A 19,464-nucleotide genomic window follows, 5' to 3' on the forward strand; every position below is an offset into this window, starting at 1 on the left:
GCCACTCGGTCCGCCAGAAAGCTTCCGCAGGAATTAATGGGTTGATGATGAGCAACACTCCTACCTTGAATAGTCTTCTGCGCAAAGGCACCTTGCTTGTGGTGCTCTTGGCAGTGAGCTGGCCGCTGGCTAGCTTCGGGCAGCGCGTGCAGCGCTACACCCAGGCCACCGACCGGGTGACAATTGCCTTGGCCGATGGGCAACTGGTGCTGCGGCCTTTAGCAGAGAATGCCATACGGGTGCAGTTCACCCAAGCCCTTCGGCCGACGTTGCCCGAGCTGGTGCTGACGAGCCCGGCGGCGATGCCGGCATTCAAGGTAACGGAAACGAATACCACTGTGCAGCTGGCCACCAAGCAAGTGAAGGTGCTGGTAGACAAAGCCACCGGCGCCCTACGCTACGCTGACCGCACTGGCCTCGTGTTTCTACAAGAGCAGCCCACCACCCGCCTGCGGGCCGCCCCGCCCGTGCTGGGCGAAGCCAACGTGGTGGCCGAACAGCAATTCCTAACCGCGCCCGATGAGCTGCTGCTGGGCCTGGGACAGTTTCAAGATGGGCACTTCAACCTGCGCGGCATCACCCGGCAACTCACGCAGGTGAACACCCAAACGGCCCTGCCCTTTCTCTATTCCAGTAAAGGCTACGGCCTGCTCTGGCACCAATACGGCCTCACCGACTTCAACCCAGCTGACTCGCCCATTGCGCTGGAAAAGCAGGTGCTAGCTGCAGCGCAACCCGGCCAGGCTGTGGATGCTACCACCGCTACCGGCACCCAAAAAGTAGCCCAGGACCAGTCCATCTACACCGGCACGTTCACGCTGCCCGCAGCGGGGGAGTATTCGCTTATGCTCGATTTGGGCGCGATGGGCAACCGGCACTACGTGACCATTGATGGAGCAGCGTATATCGACCACAGCAACTTCTGGCTGCCGCCCACGGCCAGTGCCAAGGTGAAACTGCCCGCGGGGGCGCATACCATTCGGGTGGTGTGTAAGGCGAATAACACGCCACGCGTGACTTACAAGCGGGTGGATGGCCTCACCACCTTTCGCTCACCCAACGCCCAACTGCTGGACTACGTGGTGTTCTATGGGCCGCAGGCCGAGGCCGTCATCCAGACCTACCGTAACCTGTCGGGGCAGGTGCCGCTGCTGCCGCAGTGGGCCTACGGCTTTTGGCAGTGCCGCGAGCGGTACACCTCCAGCGCGCACCTAACCGAGACGGTGCAGGAGTTTCGGCGGCGCCAGATTCCGATGGACGTGATTGTGCAGGACTGGCAGTACTGGGGCAAATACGGCTGGGGCGTGATGCAGTTCGACGAAACCAAGTACCCCGACCCGGCGGCCCTGATGCAGAACCTGCACGCCCAGCACGCCCGCTTCAACATCTCGGTGTGGGAGAATTTGAACAAGGAATCGGCCATCGGCAAAAGCCATCTGGCCAACAACTTCTACATCGCCGACAGTCCGTGGCTGGACCTCACCAACCCCGCCGCCCGCCCGGCCCACTGGGCGGCCATCAACCAGCACCTGTTCCGCTACGGCGTAGATTCGTGGTGGCTGGACGCTACCGAGCCGGAAAACGACGCCCTGCACGGCAAAAAGCTATTTGTGGGGCCGGGTGACTTTTACCGGCTCACATATCCGCTCTTTGTCAACCAGGCCGTGTACGAGGGGCAGCGCGCTACCACCCAGGATAAGCGCGTGTGCATCCTCACGCGCTCGGCTTTTCTGGGGCAGCAGCGCTACGGCACCATCAACTGGTCGGGCGACATTGGCGGCACCTGGGACTCGTTCAGGCGCCAGATTCCGGCCGGTCTCAACTTCACCATCACGGGTCAGCCGTACTGGACCACCGACATCGGCGGGTTTTTCCGGCCCGGCGCCGGGCAGTACACCGACCCGCAGTACAACGAGCTGCTGATGCGCTGGTACCAGTGGGGCGCCTTCACGCCCATTTTCCGGGTGCACGGCTACCAAACCGAAACCGAGCCCTGGAAAAACGGCCCGGTGGTGGAAGCCAACATCCGGCAGCTGCTCGATGTGCGCTACCGCCTGCTACCCTATCTCTACTCCGAGGCTTGGCAGGTGCACGCCAACGGCTCGACGCTGATGCGCCCGCTGGCGATGGATTTCGCCACTGATACGGCGGCTACGCACCAGGCCTACGAGTACTCGTTTGGCCCCGCTTTCCTGGTGGCGCCCGTCACTAAACCTAGTGTAACGGAGTGGCCGGTGTATTTGCCAAAAGCGGCCACGTGGTACAACTTCTGGACCGGCCAGCGCCACGCGGGCGGGCAAACCGTGGTGGCGCCCGCACCTGCGGCTACCACCCCAGTTTTCGTGAAAGCCGGCGCCATTGTGCCCTTGGGTAAACGCCTGCAATACACCGGCCAGAAGTCGGCCGACACGCTGGAAATCAGAGTGTACGCTGGGGCCGACGGCCGCTTTGCCCTCTACGAGGACGAAAGCGATAGTTACCGCTACGAGCAGGGCCAACACACGCTTATTGACTTCGCCTGGAACGAGAAGCGCCAGACGCTTACCATCGGTCCGCGGCAGGGTACTTACCCCGGCGCGTTGTCGCGGCGGGTGTTTAACCTAGTGTGGCCCAGCGAAGCTACCGGACTAGGTGCAGCATTTGGCACGCCTCAGCAACAAGTGGTGTACGTCGGTAAACGATTGACAATTAAACGGTAGCGCTAGCTGCCTTCTGCGCCTGAAATCAACGATATGAAACAGCTTTTTCTAAGTATTCTATTAGCAAGTGCCGCCTTGCAGCTGCGTGCCGAAGACGGCCACCAGCTCTGGCTGCGCCCGCACACGGCCGTGCCCGTCACGGTGATGGCGCCTGCCAAAAGCTCGGCTTTGCTCGCCACGGCGAAGCAGGAGTTGCAGCAAGGCTGGCAGGGCCGTGCTGGGGCCACCGTCACGCTAACCCTCAACAAAGACAAAACCATCAAATACGACGGGTTCCGGCTGAGTGCGCAGGGCGTGCAGGCTGCTACCGAGCGGGGCATTCTATACGGAGTTTTTGAGCTGCTGCGGCGTCAGCAAACCGGCCAGCCGGCGGCCGATGAGGCTTCTAATCCGTCGTATGAATTTCGCCTGCTCAACCACTGGGACAACCCCGACGGGTCGGTGGAGCGGGGGTACGCCGGCAAGTCCATTTTCTGGCGCAAGGACAGCGCCTTGGTCGTGACCAAGCGCGACAAAACCCTGTGGCAGGAATACGCCCGTGCCAACGCCTCGGTGGGCATCAACGGCAGCGTGCTCAACAATGTGAATGCCTCGCCTATGATACTCTCCGCCGAGTACCTGGGCCGCGTGAAAGCCATTGCGGACGTGCTGCGGCCGTATGGCGTAAGGACCTATTTATCGGTAAAGTTTTCCTCGCCGGTGCTACTGGGCGGCCTCAAAACCGCCGACCCGCTGGACCCGGCCGTCATCAAATGGTGGCAAGGGAAGGCTAAGGAGATTTATCAGCAGGTGCCGGATTTCGGTGGCTTTTTGGTGAAGGCCAGCAGCGAGGGGCAGCCCGGCCCGCAGGACTACGGCCGCACCCACGCCGATGGCGCCAACATGCTGGCCGACATCGTGAAGCCCTACGGCGGGCTGGTGATGTGGCGCGCCTTCGTGTACAGCCCCAACGATAAGGACCGCGCCAAGCAGGCCTACAACGAGTTTATACCCTTAGACGGCAAATTCCGGGACAACGTCATTATCCAAGCTAAAAACGGGCCGGTTGACTTTCAGCCGCGCGAGCCGTTCAGCCCGCTGTTTGGGGCGTTGAAAAAGACGGCCGTAATGCCTGAGTTTCAGATTACCCAAGAGTACCTCGGGCACGCCATCGACCTAGCGTATCTGGCGCCGATGTGGGAAGAGTGCCTGCAAAGCGACACCTATCAGGCCGGTCCCGGCAGTACCGTGGCCCGCTGCACCAACGGCAGCGTGTACCGTCAGGCGCATTCGGCGATGGCCGGCGTGTCCAATGTGGGCTTGGACACCAACTGGTGCGGGAACGACTTCGCCCAGGCCAACTGGTACGCCTTCGGGCGGCTGGCCTGGAACAGCAGCGCCAAAAGTGCCCAGTTGGCCGAGGAGTGGCTCAAACTGACTTTCCACAACGCAGCTGGTGCGGCCACTCAGCCTGCGAACACTGCCGCCTGGAATACCAACTTTCTGGCGCCCGTGACGCAGCTGATGCTGGCCAGCCGCGAGGCCATCGTTGACTATTCTATGCCGCTGGGCTTGCACCACATCATGTCGGCCACTCATGGGCACTACGGCCCCGGTCCTTGGTGGGCCCCACCCGGGATGCGCGCCGACTGGACGCCGCCCTACTACCACCAAGCCGCGGCCAACGGCGTGGGCTTCGACCGCACCAAAACCGGCAGCGACGCCGTGAGCCAGTACCACGAGCCGCTGGCCTCACAGTTCAACGACCCCGCCACTTGCCCCGATGCCTACCTGCTCTGGTTCCACCACCTGCCCTGGGATTTCAAGATGAAAAGCGGCCGCACCCTGTGGGACGAACTGGCCCTGCACTACGACCACGGCGTGCAGCAGGTGCGGCAGTTTCAGCGCACCTGGGACCAGGCCCAGCCCTACGTGGACGCCGAGCGGTTTGGAGCGGTGCAAGCCAAGCTGCGCACCCAAAGCGGCAACGCCGTGGTGTGGAAAGACGCCTGCCTGCTCTACTTTCAGCAGTTCAGCCACCTGCCTATTCAGGCCACTGTAGAGCCGCCCATGCACACCTTGGAAACCCTCATTGCCAACGACATGCCGCCCCGCTCGCCGCGGCCGATTCGACAGCCCTAGTTATTCTCTTGGCTTCGTTGGCCACTTACGAGCCGCCTGCCTTGTCATTTCCCACCCTCGCATTTATGCCCCAATTCCTTTCATCTGTAGCCCTGGTTACGGCACTTGCGCTAGCCGTTTCGCCCCCGTGCAGCTACGGTCAGGCCAGCCCTAAGCCGGGCGAAAACCCCATCCTGCGCGACGTCTTCACCGCCGACCCGGCCCCCCTGGTATATAAGGATAAGGTGTACCTGTACGTGGGCCACGACGAGGCCAAGGAGGGGCAGATGTTCAACATGAACGACTGGCGGTGCTACTCTTCCACCGATATGAAAACCTGGACGGCGCACGGCCCGGTAATGAGCGTGCGCGATTTCAAATGGGCCGTGCGCGACGCCTGGGCCTCACAGGTGGTGGCACACAACGGCAAGTTCTACTTCTACTCGGCGGTGCAGGAGGGGGCGCCGGCCAACGCCAAGGCCATCGGGGTAGCCGTTTCCGACAGCCCCACCGGCCCCTTTGTAGATGCCCGCGGCTCGGCTCTCGTCTCCGACAAAACCACGCCCGGCCCCAACAACTGGGACGACATCGACCCCACCGTATTCGTGGATGACGACGGCACGGCTTGGCTGGCCTGGGGCAACCCCAACTGCTACCTGGCCAAGCTCAAGCCCAACATGACCGAGCTGGACGGGCCCATCCAGCGCATCGAAGTGCCCAACTACACCGAAGGCCCTTGGCTGCACAAGCGCGGCAGCACCTACTACCTCACCTACGCCGCCTTTGCGCACCAGGGCATGTGGGAGAAGCTCTGCTACGCCACCGCCCCGCGCGTCACCGGCCCCTGGACCTACCAGGGCATCCTCACCGAGCAGGCCAAAAACAGCTATACCATTCACCCGGGCATCGTCGAGTTTAAGAAGCAGTGGTACCTGTTTTACCACAACGCGACCCTCACGCTGCCCACCGGCGAAAGCGGGGCGCTGGGCCGGCGCAGCGTGTGCGCCGAGTACCTCTACTACAACTCCGACGGCACGATTCAGCCCATTGCCCACACGGTGGCTGGCCTGAGCGTGCCGCCCCGCAAAGGCCCCCAGCCGGCCCCGCCCAAGCGCCCGCCAGCGGTTCCGGCTGCGGCCACGCCCCCATTGGCAAACCCTGGTATCGCCCTCACCGAAAACACTCAGCCCCGGCCCGCGCAGTGGCCCGGCAACCCTGTTTTCAGCACCATGCCCGACCCAGCCACGCTGGCCCTCGATAACCTGAGCTTCAACCATAGCAAGGGCATTACCAACCTGGGGCAAACGTTTGAGGTGAAAGCCGATTGCCGGCTCACGCGCCTTGACCTATTCGGCGGCGACGGCCTTGGCACGGACGCCAAGCAGCCCGTGGCCCTGGCTCTCTACGACTTGGGGCCAGTTACCGGCCTCGCCGCCGACGCACCCACCTACCCGGACGGCCCCAACCTGCTGGGTGCGGCCAATGGACTGAGCATCAACTATACGCCCCAAGCTGCTGGCATCCTGCAATTCGATTTTGCTACTGGCCCCCAAGTGACGTTGCGGGCCGGCCACCGCTACGCGCTGGAACTGCAGGGCGTAGCGAAGTCGGCGCCGCTGTTTTGGCGAGTAAGCCGGCAGGATACCTATGCTGGCGGCAGCGCCTACCAAAACCGTCAACTCGTGCTCCTGAACGACAAGCACGGCTACGACTTTGCCCTGGCCGTGTACGGCACGCCGCTAAACGACTAAGCTACTCCCCGAAACCACAGCAGCTTTATGACTACCTGTCTGGCTCTTATGCACCGTAGTAAGCACGTCCTCCTGGCGGTGGGCCTGCTTTTCGCGGGTGCTGCTCCCGGCTACGGCCAGCATTCCAGCCCGCAGAAGAAGCCGGCCAGCACCGCGGCTGCTTACACCAATGCCTACCCCAACCTGCTGCGGGAAGCAGGTTACAACCAGGCCGACATCGACCGGAAAGTGGCCCAAGCGTACCACGACGTGTTTGAGGGGCCGAATAAGGTGTACTTCGCGGTGGGCGATTCCATGGCCTATGTATCGGATGTGAAAAACGAGGACGCCCGCACCGAGGGCCTTTCCTACGGCATGATGGTAGCCGTGCAACTCAACAAAAAGGAGGTGTTTGACCGGCTCTGGCGCTGGTCGAAGAAGTATTTGCAGCACCAGAGCGGGCCGTTGGAAGGCTACTTTGCCTGGAGCATCAATACGGCCACGATGAAGCGCAATTCCGAAGGGCCGGCCTCCGATGGCGAACTGTATTTCGTGACCAGTCTGCTGTTTGCTGCCAACCGCTGGGGTAACGCCACGGGCATCAACTACTACCAGGAAGCCCGCCGCATTCTGGACGCCTCCTGGAAAAAGAACGGCACCGGCGATGTGCACAACCTTTTCAACACCAAGGCCAAGCAGATAAGCTTCGTGCCGGTGGGCGACATGTACAACTGGACCGACCCATCGTACCACGTGCCGGCTTTCTTGGAAGTGTGGGCCACCTACGCCAAGGACGGGCACGCGCAGTTTTACCGGGACTGCGCCGATACGTCGCGCGTCTTTCTGCACCGCGCTTGCGCCGCCCCCACCGGCCTCAACTACGATTACACCGAGTTTAGCGGCAAGCCCCACTCCACCCGGTGGGCCCCCGCTGCGTTTCGCTACGACTCCTGGCGCGTGCCCATGAACATCGCCATGGACTACGTGTGGTTTGGCAAGGACCGGACCTGGCAGCAGCAGTACGCGCAGCGCTTCCAGGACTTCCTGCGCACCAAAGGCCTCAACACCTTCGAAGACCAGTTCAATGTGGACGGCTCGCTGCCGGATTTCATTTTGCCGGCAGGCAAGGTAAAGAAGCTGCGGCACTCGCTGGGCCTGGTGGCTACCTCGGCGTCGGCCTCGCTTATGCGTCCCGCCCCGCCGCAGCTCGACTTTGTGCACGCCCTCTGGAACGCCAAGCTGGCGCCCTACGAAGACGGCTATTTCGACCCCTACTACGACGGCCTGCTCTACCTGTTCAGCCTGATGCACCTGAGCGGCAAGTACCAGGTGATTAAGCCCCAAACGCACTAACCACGAAGCTTACCTATGAAGAACTACTTGTTGCTGTTGTTGGTCAGCCTGAGCCTTTTGGGGCTACGGCCGGTCGTGTGGGCGCAGGCCCACAACCCCATTGTGCATGCCGATGTGCCGGACCTGTCCATGATTCGGGTGGGCAAAACCTACTACATGAGCAGCACCACCATGCACATGAGCCCCGGCGTGCCCATCATGAAATCGACCGATTTGGTGAATTGGAAACTGGTGAGCTACGCCTACGATACCCTCACCAACGTCGATGCTATGACGCTGGCCAACGGCAAAAGCACCTACGGGCGCGGCTCCTGGGCCAGCAGCCTGCGCTACCACCAGGGCACCTACTACGTCAGCACGTTTGCCCAGACCTCGGGCCGTACCCACGTGTATTTCACCAAAAACATTGAAAAAGGCCCCTGGAAAGCTGTTTCCTTCCGGCCCAGCATGCACGACCATTCGCTGTTTTTTGACGATGATGGCCGCGTGTACATGGTGTACGGCACAGGCAAGCTGCAACTGGCCGAGCTCACGGCCGACGTGTCGGGCTTGAAGCCGGGCACCAGTCCGCAGGTCATCATCGAGAATGCCAGCGCCCCCGCCGGCCCCAACCTCGGCCTGCCGGCCGAAGGCTCGCAACTGTTCAAAGTCAACGGCAAATACTACCTCTTCAACATCACCTGGCCCAAAGGCGGGATGCGCACGGTCGTCGTGCACCGGGCCAACAAGATTACGGGTCCCTACGAGGGCCGGGTAGCCCTGCAAGACCTAGGCGTGGCTCAGGGTGGCCTCATCGATACGCCCGACGGCAAGTGGTATTCTTACTTATTCCGCGATTATGGCGCCGTGGGCCGCATTCCGTACCTAGTGCCGGTGCAGTGGGAGAATGGCTGGCCGGTGCAGGGAAGTCCGGCGGGTAAGGTGCCCGAAACCCTGCCGCTGCCTGCTAACCAATCCCTGATTCCAGGGATAGTAAACTCGGACGAATTCACCCGGCAAAAGGGCGAGCCGGCCCTGCCGCTGGTGTGGCAGTGGAACCATAACCCCGACAATACGCTGTGGTCCGTAACCAAGCGCCCCGGCTACCTGCGCCTCACCACCGGGCGCGTCGATACGTCCTTCGTGATGGCCCGCAACACCCTCACCCAGCGCACCATCGGCCCGGCATGCACCGGCACCACGGCCCTAGACGTGTCGCACCTAAAGGACGGCGACTTTGCCGGCCTCGGGGTGTTGCAGCGGCGCTACGGCCTGGTGGGCGTGAAGGCCAGCAAAGGGGGCAAAGCCATTGTGATGGTCAGTGCCGAGTCGGAAAGGCCGGTCGAGCTGCAGCGCCTGCCGCTGACGCAGGACAAGGTGTACTTCAAAATTGCCTGCGACTTCCAGGACCGTAAAGACGTCGCCACTTTCTTCTACAGCCTCGATGGCAAGGCCTGGCAGCCGGTGGGTGGCCCGCTCAAAATGGCCTACACGCTGCCGCACTTCATTGGTTACCGGTTCAGCCTTTTCAACTACGCTACCCAAGCAGCGGGGGGGTACGCCGATTTCGACTATTTCCGCATTGATGACCACCTGACGAAGTAGGAACCCACCTCCGCACTTACCAACCCTGAAACCCGATGCGCAACCTGAAACCTTTTTGGCTACTGGCGGCCCTGCTACTTAGTGGTCTGCACTCCGCCAGCGCCCAGAATCCTTTTATCACCAATCAATTCACGGCTGACCCCACGGCCCGCGTATTCGGCGACCGGGTATACGTGTACCCCTCGCACGACATTCGAGCCACTCCCGGGCATGGGCGGGCCGGCTGGTTTGTGATGGAGGACTACCACGTGTTTTCCTCGGCCAACCTCACCGACTGGACCGACCACGGCGTGATTGTGACCCAGAACAAAGTGCCCTGGGTGAAGCCCGACAGCTACAGCATGTGGGCGCCCGACTGCATGTTCCGCAACGGCAAGTACTACTTCTACTTCCCGACTACCCCGCGTGATACGACCATAAGCAAGGGCTTCACGGTGGGGGTAGCTGTGGCCGACAAGCCCACTGGCCCCTTCGTGCCGCAGCCGCTGCCCATTAAGGGCGTGCGCGGCATCGACCCTAATGTGTTTATCGACAAGGACGGCCAGGCTTACCTCTACTGGTCGCAGGGCAACATCTACGGGGCCAAGCTGAAGGAAAACATGCTGGAACTGGCCTCCGAGCCCAAAACCTTGGGCGAGCTGCCCACCAAAGGCTTGAAGGAAGGCCCGTATGTGTTCGAGCGCAAGGGGATTTACTACCTCACGTATCCGCACGTCGAGAACAAGACCGAGCGCCTCGAATATGCCACCAGCACCAGCCCGCTGGGCCCGTTCACGGTGAAGGGCGTAATTATGGACGAGTCGCCGACCGGCTGCTGGACCAACCACCACTCGCTGCTGCAATTCAAAAACCAGTGGTATCTGTTCTACCACCACAACGATTTGTCGCCGAAATTCGACAAGAACCGGTCGGTTAGAATCGACAGCTTGTCCTTCGCCGCCGATGGCTCGATTCGGAAAGTGACGCCCACCCTGCGCGGCGTGGGCCTGACCGATGCCAGGCAGAAAATCCAGCTCGACCGCTACAGCCACCTGAGCAAGCAGGGCGCCGCCATTGCCTTCCTGGACACCGCCAACACCTTCCAGGGCTGGAAAACTAACTTCACCGGTGGTTCCGGCTGGGTGCAGTACAACGGGGTAGCGTTTGGCTCAAAGAAGCCGAAAACTGTTTCACTGCGGGGCATATCCACAGCCGGTGCCATCCTGCAAATCCGGCTGGATAATGCGACGGGGCCCGTTGTGGCGGAAGTAACGGTGCCGAAGGGCAGCACCTGGCAGGAAGTAAAAGCTCCGGTCACCAGCTTCAAGCCCGGCATCCACGCGCTGTATGTGGCGCCGAAGTCCTCGACGGCAGCCGTGGAAGTTGACTGGGTGCGCTTTGAGTAAGTTGAACGATGTAGGGGCAGGGCTTGCCCACGCCCCTACATCGTTCGCAGGTACACTGAAAAGCTGATTGAATCCATTTTCCTATCCCTCTTTTTATGAAGCTTACTACTGCGTTACTTGGCCTGCTATTGCTCACCAGCGGGGCCCAGCCGGCTACCAATCCCACCCGTGGCCCGGTTGCCGAATTCCCGTTCCAGAATCCCGACTTGCCCATTGACCAGCGCGTGGATGACTTGGTGGGGCGTCTGACTTTGCCCGAAAAGGTGTCGCAGATGCTGAATGCCTCGCCGGCCATTGACCGGCTGGGTATCCCGGCCTACAACTGGTGGAACGAGGCCCTGCACGGCGTGGCCCGCACCAGTATGAAAACCACGGTGTTTCCGCAGGCCATCGGCATGGCCGCCACTTTTGATAAGGACGCCATGCTGCAAATGGCTACCATCACCTCCGATGAGGCCCGGGCCGTGCACCAGGAGTACGTGCGGCGTGGCGAGCGCGGCATCTACCAAGGCCTCACGTTCTGGACGCCCAACATCAACATCTTCCGCGACCCGCGCTGGGGCCGCGGCCAGGAAACCTACGGCGAAGACCCCTACCTGACCGGGCAGCTGGGCTCGGCGCTGGTGAGAGGCTTCCAGGGCGACGACCCAAAATATTTGAAAATCACGGCCTGCGCCAAGCACTTTGCCGTGCACAGCGGCCCCGAGTCGTCGCGCCACGAGTTCGACGCCAAAATCAGTGACTACGACCTGTGGGACACCTACCTGCCGGCCTTCCGCGACTTGATTGTGGACGCTAAAGTGGCCGGCGTGATGTGCGCCTACAACGCCTATGCCGGCCAGCCCTGCTGCGGCAGCGACATCCTGATGAACGACATTCTCTACAAGAAATGGCAGTTCAAGGGCTACGTTACCTCCGACTGCGACGGCATCAACGACTTCTGGCAGCACCACAAAACCGACCCCGACGCCGCTACGGCCGCCGCCAACGCCGTGCTGCACGGCACCGACATTGAATGCGCCACCGGCAAGCTGTTTACCTACAACTCGCTGCTGGAGTCGGTGCAGAAAAAGCTCATCACCGAGGAGCAGCTGAACGTGTCGGTGAAGCGCCTTTATAAAATCCGCTTTCAGTTGGGCATGTTCGACCCGGTGGAGCGCGTGAAATACGCTCAAATTCCCATGAGCGTGGTGGAAAGCGCCCCGCACAAGGCTCATGCCTTGAAAATGGCGCGCGAGTCGGTGGTGCTGCTCAAGAATGAGAAAAACACCCTGCCGCTGAGCAAAAACATGAAGAAAATAGTGGTAATGGGCCCCAACGCCGACAACGAAAGCGTGCAGCTAGGCAACTACAACGGCTTCCCGACCGACATCGTGACACCGCTTGAAGGCATCCGGGCCAAGGTGGGCAAGAGCACCGAAGTGATGTACATGCAAGGGGTGGACTACGCCAGCAACACCGTATACGAGCCGCTCGATATTAACAAGCAGCTGGCTTTCGAAGGCCAGCCAGGCTTTAAGGCCGAATACTTCAAGGGCATCAACTTGGAAGGCCCAGCCGTGGTCACCCGCCAGGAGGCCGGCCTCGACCGCTACCTCGCCAACGTGAAAATGGAAGTAGCCCCGGGCCTGCCCGCTGAGAATTTCTCGGCCCGCTACCAGGCCACGTTCACCCCGGCCACGACGGAGGAGCTGGCCCTGCAAATCAGCGGCGACGACGCCTACCGCCTGTACGTGGACGACAAGCTGGTGATTGATGCTTGGAAAGGCCGCGGCTTCTCCACTAACCAGCACGTGCTCAACGTGACCGCCGGCCAGAAACTGAACCTGCGCCTGGAGTACTACCAGGTCGACCGCCGCACCATCCTCAAATTTACCGGCGCAAAAGTGGTGCCCATGAACGCGGCCAATATCCTGGCCAAGGTGAAGGACGCCGACGCCATCGTGTTTGTGGGCGGCATTTCGCCCAAGTTGGAAGGGGAGGAGATGAACGTGAAAGTACCCGGTTTCAGCGGCGGCGACCGTACTACCATCGGCCTGCCCCAGGTGCAAACCGACCTGCTGAAGGTGCTGCACAGCTCCGGCAAGCCGGTAATATTCACGATGATGTCGGGCAGCGCCCTGGCCACGCCTTGGGAGGCCGCCAACCTGCCGGCGATGCTCACGAGCTGGTACGGCGGGCAGTCGGCGGGGACGGCCCTGGCCGATGTGCTCTTTGGCGATTATAACCCCGCCGGCCGCCTCCCGGTCACCTTCTACAAGTCGGAAACGCAGATGCCGGCTTTCGACAACTACAGCATGGACGGCCGCACCTACCGCTACTTCACCGGCGAAACGCTGTTTCCGTTTGGCCACGGCCTGAGCTACACCACCTTCCAGTACAGCAACGTCAAGGTGCTATCAAAACCCGTGACTGGGCAACCCATCAGCGTGAGCGCGCAAGTGCAGAACACCGGCTCACGTGCTGGCGACGAAGTAGTGCAGCTCTACGTGCGCCACTCCGGCGCCTCGGGCCGCGTGGCCCGGCACGCCCTGGAAGGCTTCCGCCGGGTAAGCCTGCAAGCCGGCGAGAAAAAGACGGTGACCTTCACCCTGTCGCCGCGCCAGCTCTCTCGCCTCGATGCGCAAGCCCGCCGCGTGGAGCAGGCCGGAAAAGTGCAGGTATTCGTGGGCGGCGGCCAGCCGCTGACGGCCGCCGTGAAAGCCGGCCGCGTGCAGCAGGCAGACCTGTTGCTAACGGGAGCTACCAAGACGATAGACTAACTCAACTGAAATAACGGTCATGCTGAGCGCAGTCGAAGCATTTCTACCGCTTCGTCAGGCTCCCCTCTCCGCGGGAGAGGGGCTGGGAGTGAGGTTTAGACGTTGCAGCGAAGCAGTAGAGATGCTTCGGCTGTGCTCCGCATGACAGGCGTTTTTATTAAGCATTACGATTCAAAATCCACCCTCTCTCCACCCATGCGAAAGCTATACTCCCTGCTCGCTGGCCTCGTGCTGCTGGCTGCCCATACCGTACTGGCCCAACCCACGGTGAAGGAAGCTCCCAAGGGCTTCGACCAGCCCAAAGCCGGCATTGCCACCGGCCGGCTCGACAGCATCAGTTACCCCTCCGCCACCGTGGGCACGGTGCGCGAGGCCCTGGTATACACGCCACCGGGATACTTCAGAGGCAAGAAGTACCCCGTGCTTTACCTGCTGCACGGCATCGGGGGCGATGAAAAGGAGTGGCTGAAAGGTGGCAGGCCGCAGGTGATTCTCGACAACCTGTATGCCGAGGGCAAGCTAAAGCCCATGCTGGTGGTGATGCCCAATGGCCGGGCCCTGAAAGACGACCGGGCCGTGGGTAACATCTACAGCCCCGAGAAAGTAGCGGGCTTTGCCAACTTCGAAAAAGACCTGCTGAATGACCTCATTCCGTTTGTCGAGAAGAAGTACAAGGTGTTGAAGGACCGTGAGAACCGGGCCATTGCCGGGCTCTCGATGGGCGGCGGGCAGTCGCTGAACTTTGGCTTGAGTAACCTGGATAAGTTTGCTTGGGTAGGTGGGTTTTCCTCGGCCCCCAACACCAAAAAGCCCGAAGCCCTGGTGCCCGACCCGGAAAAAGCCCGCAAGCTGCTGAAGCTGCTCTGGATTTCGTGCGGCGACAATGACGGGCTGGTTTCCATCAGCCAGCGCACGCACGACTACCTGTACGAGCACCGCGTGCCGCATATCTATTACCTCGAAGCGGGCGGCCACGATTTCAAGGTCTGGAAAAACGGGCTGTACATGTTTTCGCAGTTCCTGTTCAAGCCCGTCGATGCGGCGAAATTGCCCACCTACACGGTGTTGGGCACGCCGGCCGCCACCAACGTGCGCAACGCCAAATACCCCCAGATTCTGCCCGACAATCGGGTGGTTTTCCGCCTAAAAGCCCCTGCTGCCCAACAAGTACAAGTGGACCTAGCCCGCAAATACGACATGCAGAAAGACAGCAGCGGTTTCTGGACTGTCACCACCGATACCATCAGCCGCGGCCTGCACTACTACTCCCTGCTCATCGACGGGCTGGCCGTGGCCGACCCCGCCAGCGATACCTTCTACGGCATGGGGCGCATGGCCAGCGGCATCGAAATTCCCAACCGAGACGGCGAATTTTACGCCCTTAAAGACGTGCCCCACGGCGACATTCGCGTCAAGCAATTCTATTCAAACGTGACTAATTCGTGGCGGCAGGCCTACATCTACGCGCCGCCCGGCTACGACGCCAGCCCTGCCGAAAAGTATCCCGTGCTCTACCTGCTGCACGGCGGCGGCGAAGACGAAAGCGGCTGGGCCAAGCAGGGTAAAGCCGATTTGATACTGGACAACCTGCTGGCCGAGAAGAAGGCCAAGCCCATGCTGGTGGTGATGATGGACGGCAACATGGGCGGCCCCGGCGGCCTCGCCGGCTTCTCGGAAAGCACCCTGCAAGCCTTCGAAAGAGAACTCAAGCAAACCGTGATTCCGCTAGTGGAAAGCAACTTTCGGGTGGCGCCCGGGGCCAACAACCGGGCCCTGGCGGGCCTGTCGATGGGCGGCCTGCAAACGCTGTATGCAGGGGCGCGCAACACCGATATGTTTTCGTCCTTGGGCGTGTTCAGCTCCGGCTTTTTTGCCAACAACGCCAAACTGTCCGACCCGCAATATGCCTTCATGAAAACCAATAATGCCACCATCAACCAGAACCTGAAACACCTCTGGCTTTCGATGGGTGGGCCCGAAGACATTGCCTACGCCAACAACAAAATCATGCGCGCCAAATTCGATGAGTTGGGCATCAAATACGCCTACAGCGAATACCCCGGCGGCCATACCTGGCCCGTGTGGCGGCACGATTTGTATCTGTTCGCGCCCTTACTATTCAGGTAAGCAGCCCATAGAGGCGGAATATTGAGCAAAACGTCCACCTCTAAAACGCACATCGTGTCGAACGCATTACTATTCGAACGTCAGACTATGTGCTTATTAGATTCTTAATTGGTTTTGCCTGAGATAATACAGTCCTGTCCGGTTTCCAGCGTCAAAGTAAAATGTCGTTGATGGGTTGGAGACGGGGCGGCAATTCGGTTTCGCCTAGCATTTCACGCAAGTCGATTTCCAGGCTGCGGCAGAGGGCCGTCATTGGTACATCGTTGATGTAATTCTCGAAAGGGTCCTCCGAGTTGTCACCAACTGATTCGATGGTGGTAAAAATCCAGGAAATCAACACCGAAAAGGGCACCATTAGCCACGTGCCGGCTCCCAGCTTAGCAAACTCGCCCACCAACCCCAGCGGTAGCAACACCACAAAAATCCAAGTGAAGACTGTGCTGAAGTGGGCGTATTGGCGTGGAAACGGAGTGTTTTTAATCCGCTCGCACACGCCTTGTAGCGCGTAGCATTCCTTCACCGTGTGCAGCAGGTCCAGACGGCGAAAATCGTCGAACTCACCTACTGTTAACAGTTGCTGCACTGCCAGAGCCTGGGCGTGTAGTAGCTGCGCGGCGGGGTTGGCTTTGCCAGATACGCCTTGGTACTCGGCGAAGGCCAAAAACCGGGCGGTTTGCGGCTCGGTGGCGTCGGCAGTGTGGGTTGGACTGGGCGCGTGGCTTGTCACCCAGCGGCCGACGTGGTGGGTGGCATACAAGCTGGTGCGGCGCAGTTGTTCGCGCAGGGCATTGGCCCAGGCCAACTGGCGGTACACGAGCTGCTGGCGGATGGCGTGGGGTTCGGTTTTGTTTGGGGCGCCGGCAGCCGGGTGGTCGGGCAAAAAGCTGCACACTTGGCTGGCCCACACCCGGCTCTGGTTTATGATGCCGCCCCAAGCCTTACGCGCTTCCCAGAACCGGTCGTAAGACTGGCTGTTTTTAAAGCCCAGATAAAAGGCTACCGCAATGCCAATGGTGCTTAGGGGTAGGAACGGCAGGCGAACATCGAGGCCTTGCGCCAGCAAAGCCGCGTAGCCCCCAGCCACCACACTGGCCCAACAGGTAAAGACCAGCAGGTTCTTCCAGGCAAAGCGTAGCATCAACGCCGGCCGGATAGCGCGTCTAACGTACATAAGAGCGAAACAAAAATGATATGGAGAGTACCCCGCTCATCCCAGACAGGCAGGAGCTACGCAGGGATTTTGCGGGCTCTACTTGCTTCGTGCTACCTCCGTTGGGTGGTAATGCCGCATTTCCTGAATGCTGGTATAAAAGCCTTTAACATGCGCGAAGAAGCCCGCAAACTGTGGCCCCTTGCGGAAGCCTTGTAAGTGCGCTTCCGTTGAGGTCCACTCGATGCGTAAAATAAACTGCCCAGGCTCTTCTTCGCACTCGCTCAGTTCATAACCCAGGCACTCGGGGGCAGCGTCTAGCTCAGCTGCGGCTTGGCGGTAGGCCGCGAGGAGCGCCTCGCGTTGGTCTGCCGCAACTTGGTAACGGATGTATTCAGCAACCATGGAAAAGATGGATTAGGTGAAATGAAGGCATCAGGAAGGTGGCTGGTAAGGACCCCCGGGCTCACCCCAGCCCCACTGGGGCATGCCGGCAGCGGGGTCTGGTGCCGGGGCTCCATCCTGGGAGTTGAGCACTGCCAGGCGGCTGCCCCATTCCAGGTAACCAACCAGAGCCGCCCGAAACTCCGGGTCGGTGGGCAGGCCTGCCTCGTCGGCACTGTCGAGCAGCAGATTCAGCCAGCGGCGGCGCTGTATTTCGCTCAGGTGCCGTCCCAGATGGTGCATCACCATCTGCGCGTGGCTGCCGCCGTCGCCGGCAGTATAAAGAGGCGGGCCGCCCAGCACTTCGGTCAGAAAGTGGGCCACATGAATTGCGTGGGAGTGACTGGCGGAGCTAAACAAGGGAGCCAGTAGTTCGTCCTGCGCTACTTTGGCATAAAACACGGCGGTCAACCGTTCCAGGGCCGGTTGGCCGCCGGCCCAGGTATAGAGCGAAGGCACAACGAATGGCGTAGTCTTTTCAGCGTTCATGCGTCGAATGTAGTAGCTTGCTGTTGCTCAGGGAAGTACTGATATATATGTCAGTAGCTGCCTCAGGGGTAAGTTTAGTTGGTTATCAACCGCTTAATTTTCAACCGATGCTGAAAAATGGAAAGAGCGTTTTACTCGACGTCAACAGTCGGCGGTATTACTGCCAGGTCGAGCTGGCAATGGACTTATTGGGCGGCAAATGGAAGGGCGTTATTCTATGGTACCTGCAAGGCGATACGCTCCGTTTCACCGAACTCCGGAAGCGCATCGTTACCATCTCCGAAAAAATGCTCATCCGCGAATTGCGCGAATTGGAAAAAGCAGGTTTAATCACCCGAAAAGTGTACCCCGAGGTGCCGCCGAAAGTGGAATATAGCCTCTCTGACTTCGGCCAGACTCTGGCGCCGCTGCTCAGCGCTGTCAGTGACTTTGGGATGAGTTATGCACTGAAGTTTGGGCAACAAGTGGAAGAATAGCGGCTATCCCAAAAGGTGCTTTTGAGGAATAAAAGCCGGTATAAAAAGGTAAAAAACGCATTAAAATTTTGTGCTTATTTAGACTTGATTTTTCATCGATTCTGTTCGATTCCTCGGCTTAAACTAGGCTTTTATCAGGGTTTATACCTCCTTCACCTAGTTGGCAGTTCATAGCTTTATGTGCTACTTATTTTCATTGTGTAAATATTACGGATTAATGCCTAGATTTGGCTTCTGAGTGATACGCACAAAAGCATCATCGCATGAAAAAATGGCTAATTGTGGGGCTGGGAACGGCACTGCTGGGAGCGACTACCTCGTTTCACCCTGCTCCGGATTGGGAGCCTTTGCTCGATAAAAATTTGAGCAAGTGGCGAACTTTCGAGAGCTACCGCCACCAGTTGGGCTACCGGGGCCAAACGCCCACCGACGCCCAGGGTCGGCCAGTACCGCCCATTGGCTACGACAAAAACGAGGCGAATGTATTTTCAGTAGTCATGCAGGATGGCGAGCCGGTGCTGCGCATTAGCGGGGAAATTTACGGCTGCGTCCTAACCCGGCAGGATTACACCAACTACGACCTTAAACTGAAAGTAAAATGGGGCACCAAGAAATGGGTACCCCGGCTCGATGAGCCTCGTGACAGCGGCATCCTCTACAACAGCCAAGGCGAGTGCGGCGTGGACTATTGGCATAGCTGGATGCTCAGTCAGGAGTTCCAGGTGTCGGAGCACGAGAAGGGCAACGCGATGGGTGACTTCTGGGGCATTGCCAGCTCGGCCGGAGATATTCGGGCGGCTTTCAATGCCAGTAAAGATACTATCAAGTTTAACCCTACGGCCGCGCCCATGGTGGTGGGCCGGGGTGGGCGCATGTTCTGCCAAGCCGCAGCGAACTATGAGTTGCCCAACGGCCAATGGAATGAGCTCGAGCTGATAAACGTGAACGGCCAAAGCGTGCATCTCGTGAATGGCCATGTGGTGATGGTGGTAAATAACTCGCGCCACATTGCCAACGGCCAGCCCCAGCCGCTAACACACGGCAAAATCCAACTGCAAAGCGAAGCAGCTGAGGTCTTTTACAAAAGTATGCTCATCAAGCCTCTCAAGGCCATGCCGGCGGAGTACGCCCAGTATTTCAAGTAATTGCAACGCCGGTTATTATC

General features: G+C 60.0%; 13 protein-coding genes. 10 read left to right on the top strand and 3 right to left on the bottom strand.

Going from position 1 to position 19,464, the window contains the following annotated elements:
- Nucleotides 1-65: 65 nt before the first annotated feature.
- The 8 genes from J4E00_RS19430 to J4E00_RS19465 all read left to right on the top strand — a co-directional run bounded on the left by J4E00_RS19430 (nt 66) and on the right by J4E00_RS19465 (nt 15,740).
- Complete coding sequence (locus J4E00_RS19430) at nt 66-2,699, top strand: TIM-barrel domain-containing protein (protein ID WP_208176929.1); 2,634 nt, start codon at nt 66-68, stop codon at nt 2,697-2,699.
- Nucleotides 2,700-2,732: 33 nt separating this feature from the next.
- Entirely contained in the window at nt 2,733-4,820 is a 2,088-nt protein-coding gene (locus tag J4E00_RS19435; protein ID WP_208176930.1) for an alpha-glucuronidase, read from the top strand.
- A gap of 65 nt (nt 4,821-4,885) precedes the next feature.
- Nucleotides 4,886-6,550, top strand: a complete 1,665-nt coding sequence (locus J4E00_RS19440; RefSeq protein WP_208176931.1) for a glycoside hydrolase family 43 protein — start codon at nt 4,886-4,888, stop codon at nt 6,548-6,550.
- Nucleotides 6,551-6,598: 48 nt separating this feature from the next.
- Nucleotides 6,599-7,882: a glycosyl hydrolase family 8 gene (locus J4E00_RS19445; protein WP_208176932.1), complete on the top strand. Its 1,284-nt coding sequence runs from the start codon at nt 6,599-6,601 to the stop codon at nt 7,880-7,882.
- Between the two features lie 15 nt (nt 7,883-7,897).
- Nucleotides 7,898-9,466: a glycoside hydrolase 43 family protein gene (locus J4E00_RS19450; RefSeq protein ID WP_208176933.1), complete on the top strand. Its 1,569-nt coding sequence runs from the start codon at nt 7,898-7,900 to the stop codon at nt 9,464-9,466.
- Between the two features lie 35 nt (nt 9,467-9,501).
- Nucleotides 9,502-10,851 (top strand): family 43 glycosylhydrolase, encoded by a 1,350-nt coding sequence (locus J4E00_RS19455; protein WP_208176934.1) that lies wholly within the window; start codon nt 9,502-9,504, stop codon nt 10,849-10,851.
- Nucleotides 10,852-10,946: 95 nt separating this feature from the next.
- Complete coding sequence (locus J4E00_RS19460; RefSeq protein ID WP_208176935.1) at nt 10,947-13,613, top strand: glycoside hydrolase family 3 C-terminal domain-containing protein; 2,667 nt, start codon at nt 10,947-10,949, stop codon at nt 13,611-13,613.
- Nucleotides 13,614-13,808: 195 nt separating this feature from the next.
- Nucleotides 13,809-15,740, top strand: coding sequence for an alpha/beta hydrolase-fold protein (locus J4E00_RS19465; RefSeq protein WP_208176936.1), 1,932 nt, complete (start codon nt 13,809-13,811; stop codon nt 15,738-15,740).
- A gap of 151 nt (nt 15,741-15,891) precedes the next feature.
- Here the strand turns inward: J4E00_RS19465 and J4E00_RS19470 are convergent, their stop codons facing one another.
- The 3 genes from J4E00_RS19470 to J4E00_RS19480 all read right to left on the bottom strand — a co-directional run bounded on the left by J4E00_RS19470 (nt 15,892) and on the right by J4E00_RS19480 (nt 17,823).
- The gene (locus J4E00_RS19470) at nt 15,892-16,911 is read right to left on the bottom strand and encodes a bestrophin family protein (RefSeq protein ID WP_208176937.1); all 1,020 of its coding nucleotides are present in this window, start codon (nt 16,909-16,911) and stop codon (nt 15,892-15,894) included.
- Nucleotides 16,912-16,989: 78 nt separating this feature from the next.
- Complete coding sequence (locus tag J4E00_RS19475; RefSeq protein ID WP_208176938.1) at nt 16,990-17,295, bottom strand: putative quinol monooxygenase; 306 nt, start codon at nt 17,293-17,295, stop codon at nt 16,990-16,992.
- 30 nt (nt 17,296-17,325) lie between these two features.
- Nucleotides 17,326-17,823, bottom strand: a complete 498-nt coding sequence (locus J4E00_RS19480) for a group II truncated hemoglobin (RefSeq protein WP_208176939.1) — start codon at nt 17,821-17,823, stop codon at nt 17,326-17,328.
- A gap of 47 nt (nt 17,824-17,870) precedes the next feature.
- On the opposite strand from J4E00_RS19480, the gene J4E00_RS19485 reads away from it, so the two are divergent.
- Together J4E00_RS19485 and J4E00_RS19490 are read left to right on the top strand one after the other, a co-directional pair.
- Nucleotides 17,871-18,299: a winged helix-turn-helix transcriptional regulator gene (locus J4E00_RS19485; RefSeq protein ID WP_236049967.1), complete on the top strand. Its 429-nt coding sequence runs from the start codon at nt 17,871-17,873 to the stop codon at nt 18,297-18,299.
- Between the two features lie 263 nt (nt 18,300-18,562).
- Nucleotides 18,563-19,444, top strand: a complete 882-nt coding sequence (locus tag J4E00_RS19490) for a DUF1080 domain-containing protein (RefSeq protein WP_208176940.1) — start codon at nt 18,563-18,565, stop codon at nt 19,442-19,444.
- The last annotated feature ends 20 nt before the right edge of the window (nt 19,445-19,464 follow it).

This window comes from Hymenobacter negativus (assembly GCF_017571495.1).
In the GTDB taxonomy this organism is placed as follows: Bacteria; Bacteroidota; Bacteroidia; order Cytophagales; family Hymenobacteraceae; genus Hymenobacter; species Hymenobacter negativus.

Excerpts from the sequence above, each read along its gene's own strand:
- J4E00_RS19435 (WP_208176930.1), top strand. The coding sequence starts at position 2,733 with ATGAAACAGCTTTTTCTAAGTATTCTATTAGCAAGTGCCGCCTTGCAG.
- J4E00_RS19440 (WP_208176931.1), top strand. The coding sequence starts at position 4,886 with ATGCCCCAATTCCTTTCATCTGTAGCCCTGGTTACGGCACTTGCGCTA.
- J4E00_RS19445 (WP_208176932.1), top strand. The coding sequence starts at position 6,599 with ATGCACCGTAGTAAGCACGTCCTCCTGGCGGTGGGCCTGCTTTTCGCG.
- J4E00_RS19450 (WP_208176933.1), top strand. The coding sequence starts at position 7,898 with ATGAAGAACTACTTGTTGCTGTTGTTGGTCAGCCTGAGCCTTTTGGGG.
- J4E00_RS19455 (WP_208176934.1), top strand. The coding sequence starts at position 9,502 with ATGCGCAACCTGAAACCTTTTTGGCTACTGGCGGCCCTGCTACTTAGT.
- J4E00_RS19460 (WP_208176935.1), top strand. The coding sequence starts at position 10,947 with ATGAAGCTTACTACTGCGTTACTTGGCCTGCTATTGCTCACCAGCGGG.
- J4E00_RS19465 (WP_208176936.1), top strand. The coding sequence starts at position 13,809 with ATGCGAAAGCTATACTCCCTGCTCGCTGGCCTCGTGCTGCTGGCTGCC.
- J4E00_RS19470 (WP_208176937.1), bottom strand. The coding sequence starts at position 16,911 with ATGTACGTTAGACGCGCTATCCGGCCGGCGTTGATGCTACGCTTTGCC.
- J4E00_RS19475 (WP_208176938.1), bottom strand. The coding sequence starts at position 17,295 with ATGGTTGCTGAATACATCCGTTACCAAGTTGCGGCAGACCAACGCGAG.
- J4E00_RS19480 (WP_208176939.1), bottom strand. The coding sequence starts at position 17,823 with ATGAACGCTGAAAAGACTACGCCATTCGTTGTGCCTTCGCTCTATACC.
- J4E00_RS19485 (WP_236049967.1), top strand. The coding sequence starts at position 17,871 with ATGTCAGTAGCTGCCTCAGGGGTAAGTTTAGTTGGTTATCAACCGCTT.
- J4E00_RS19490 (WP_208176940.1), top strand. The coding sequence starts at position 18,563 with ATGAAAAAATGGCTAATTGTGGGGCTGGGAACGGCACTGCTGGGAGCG.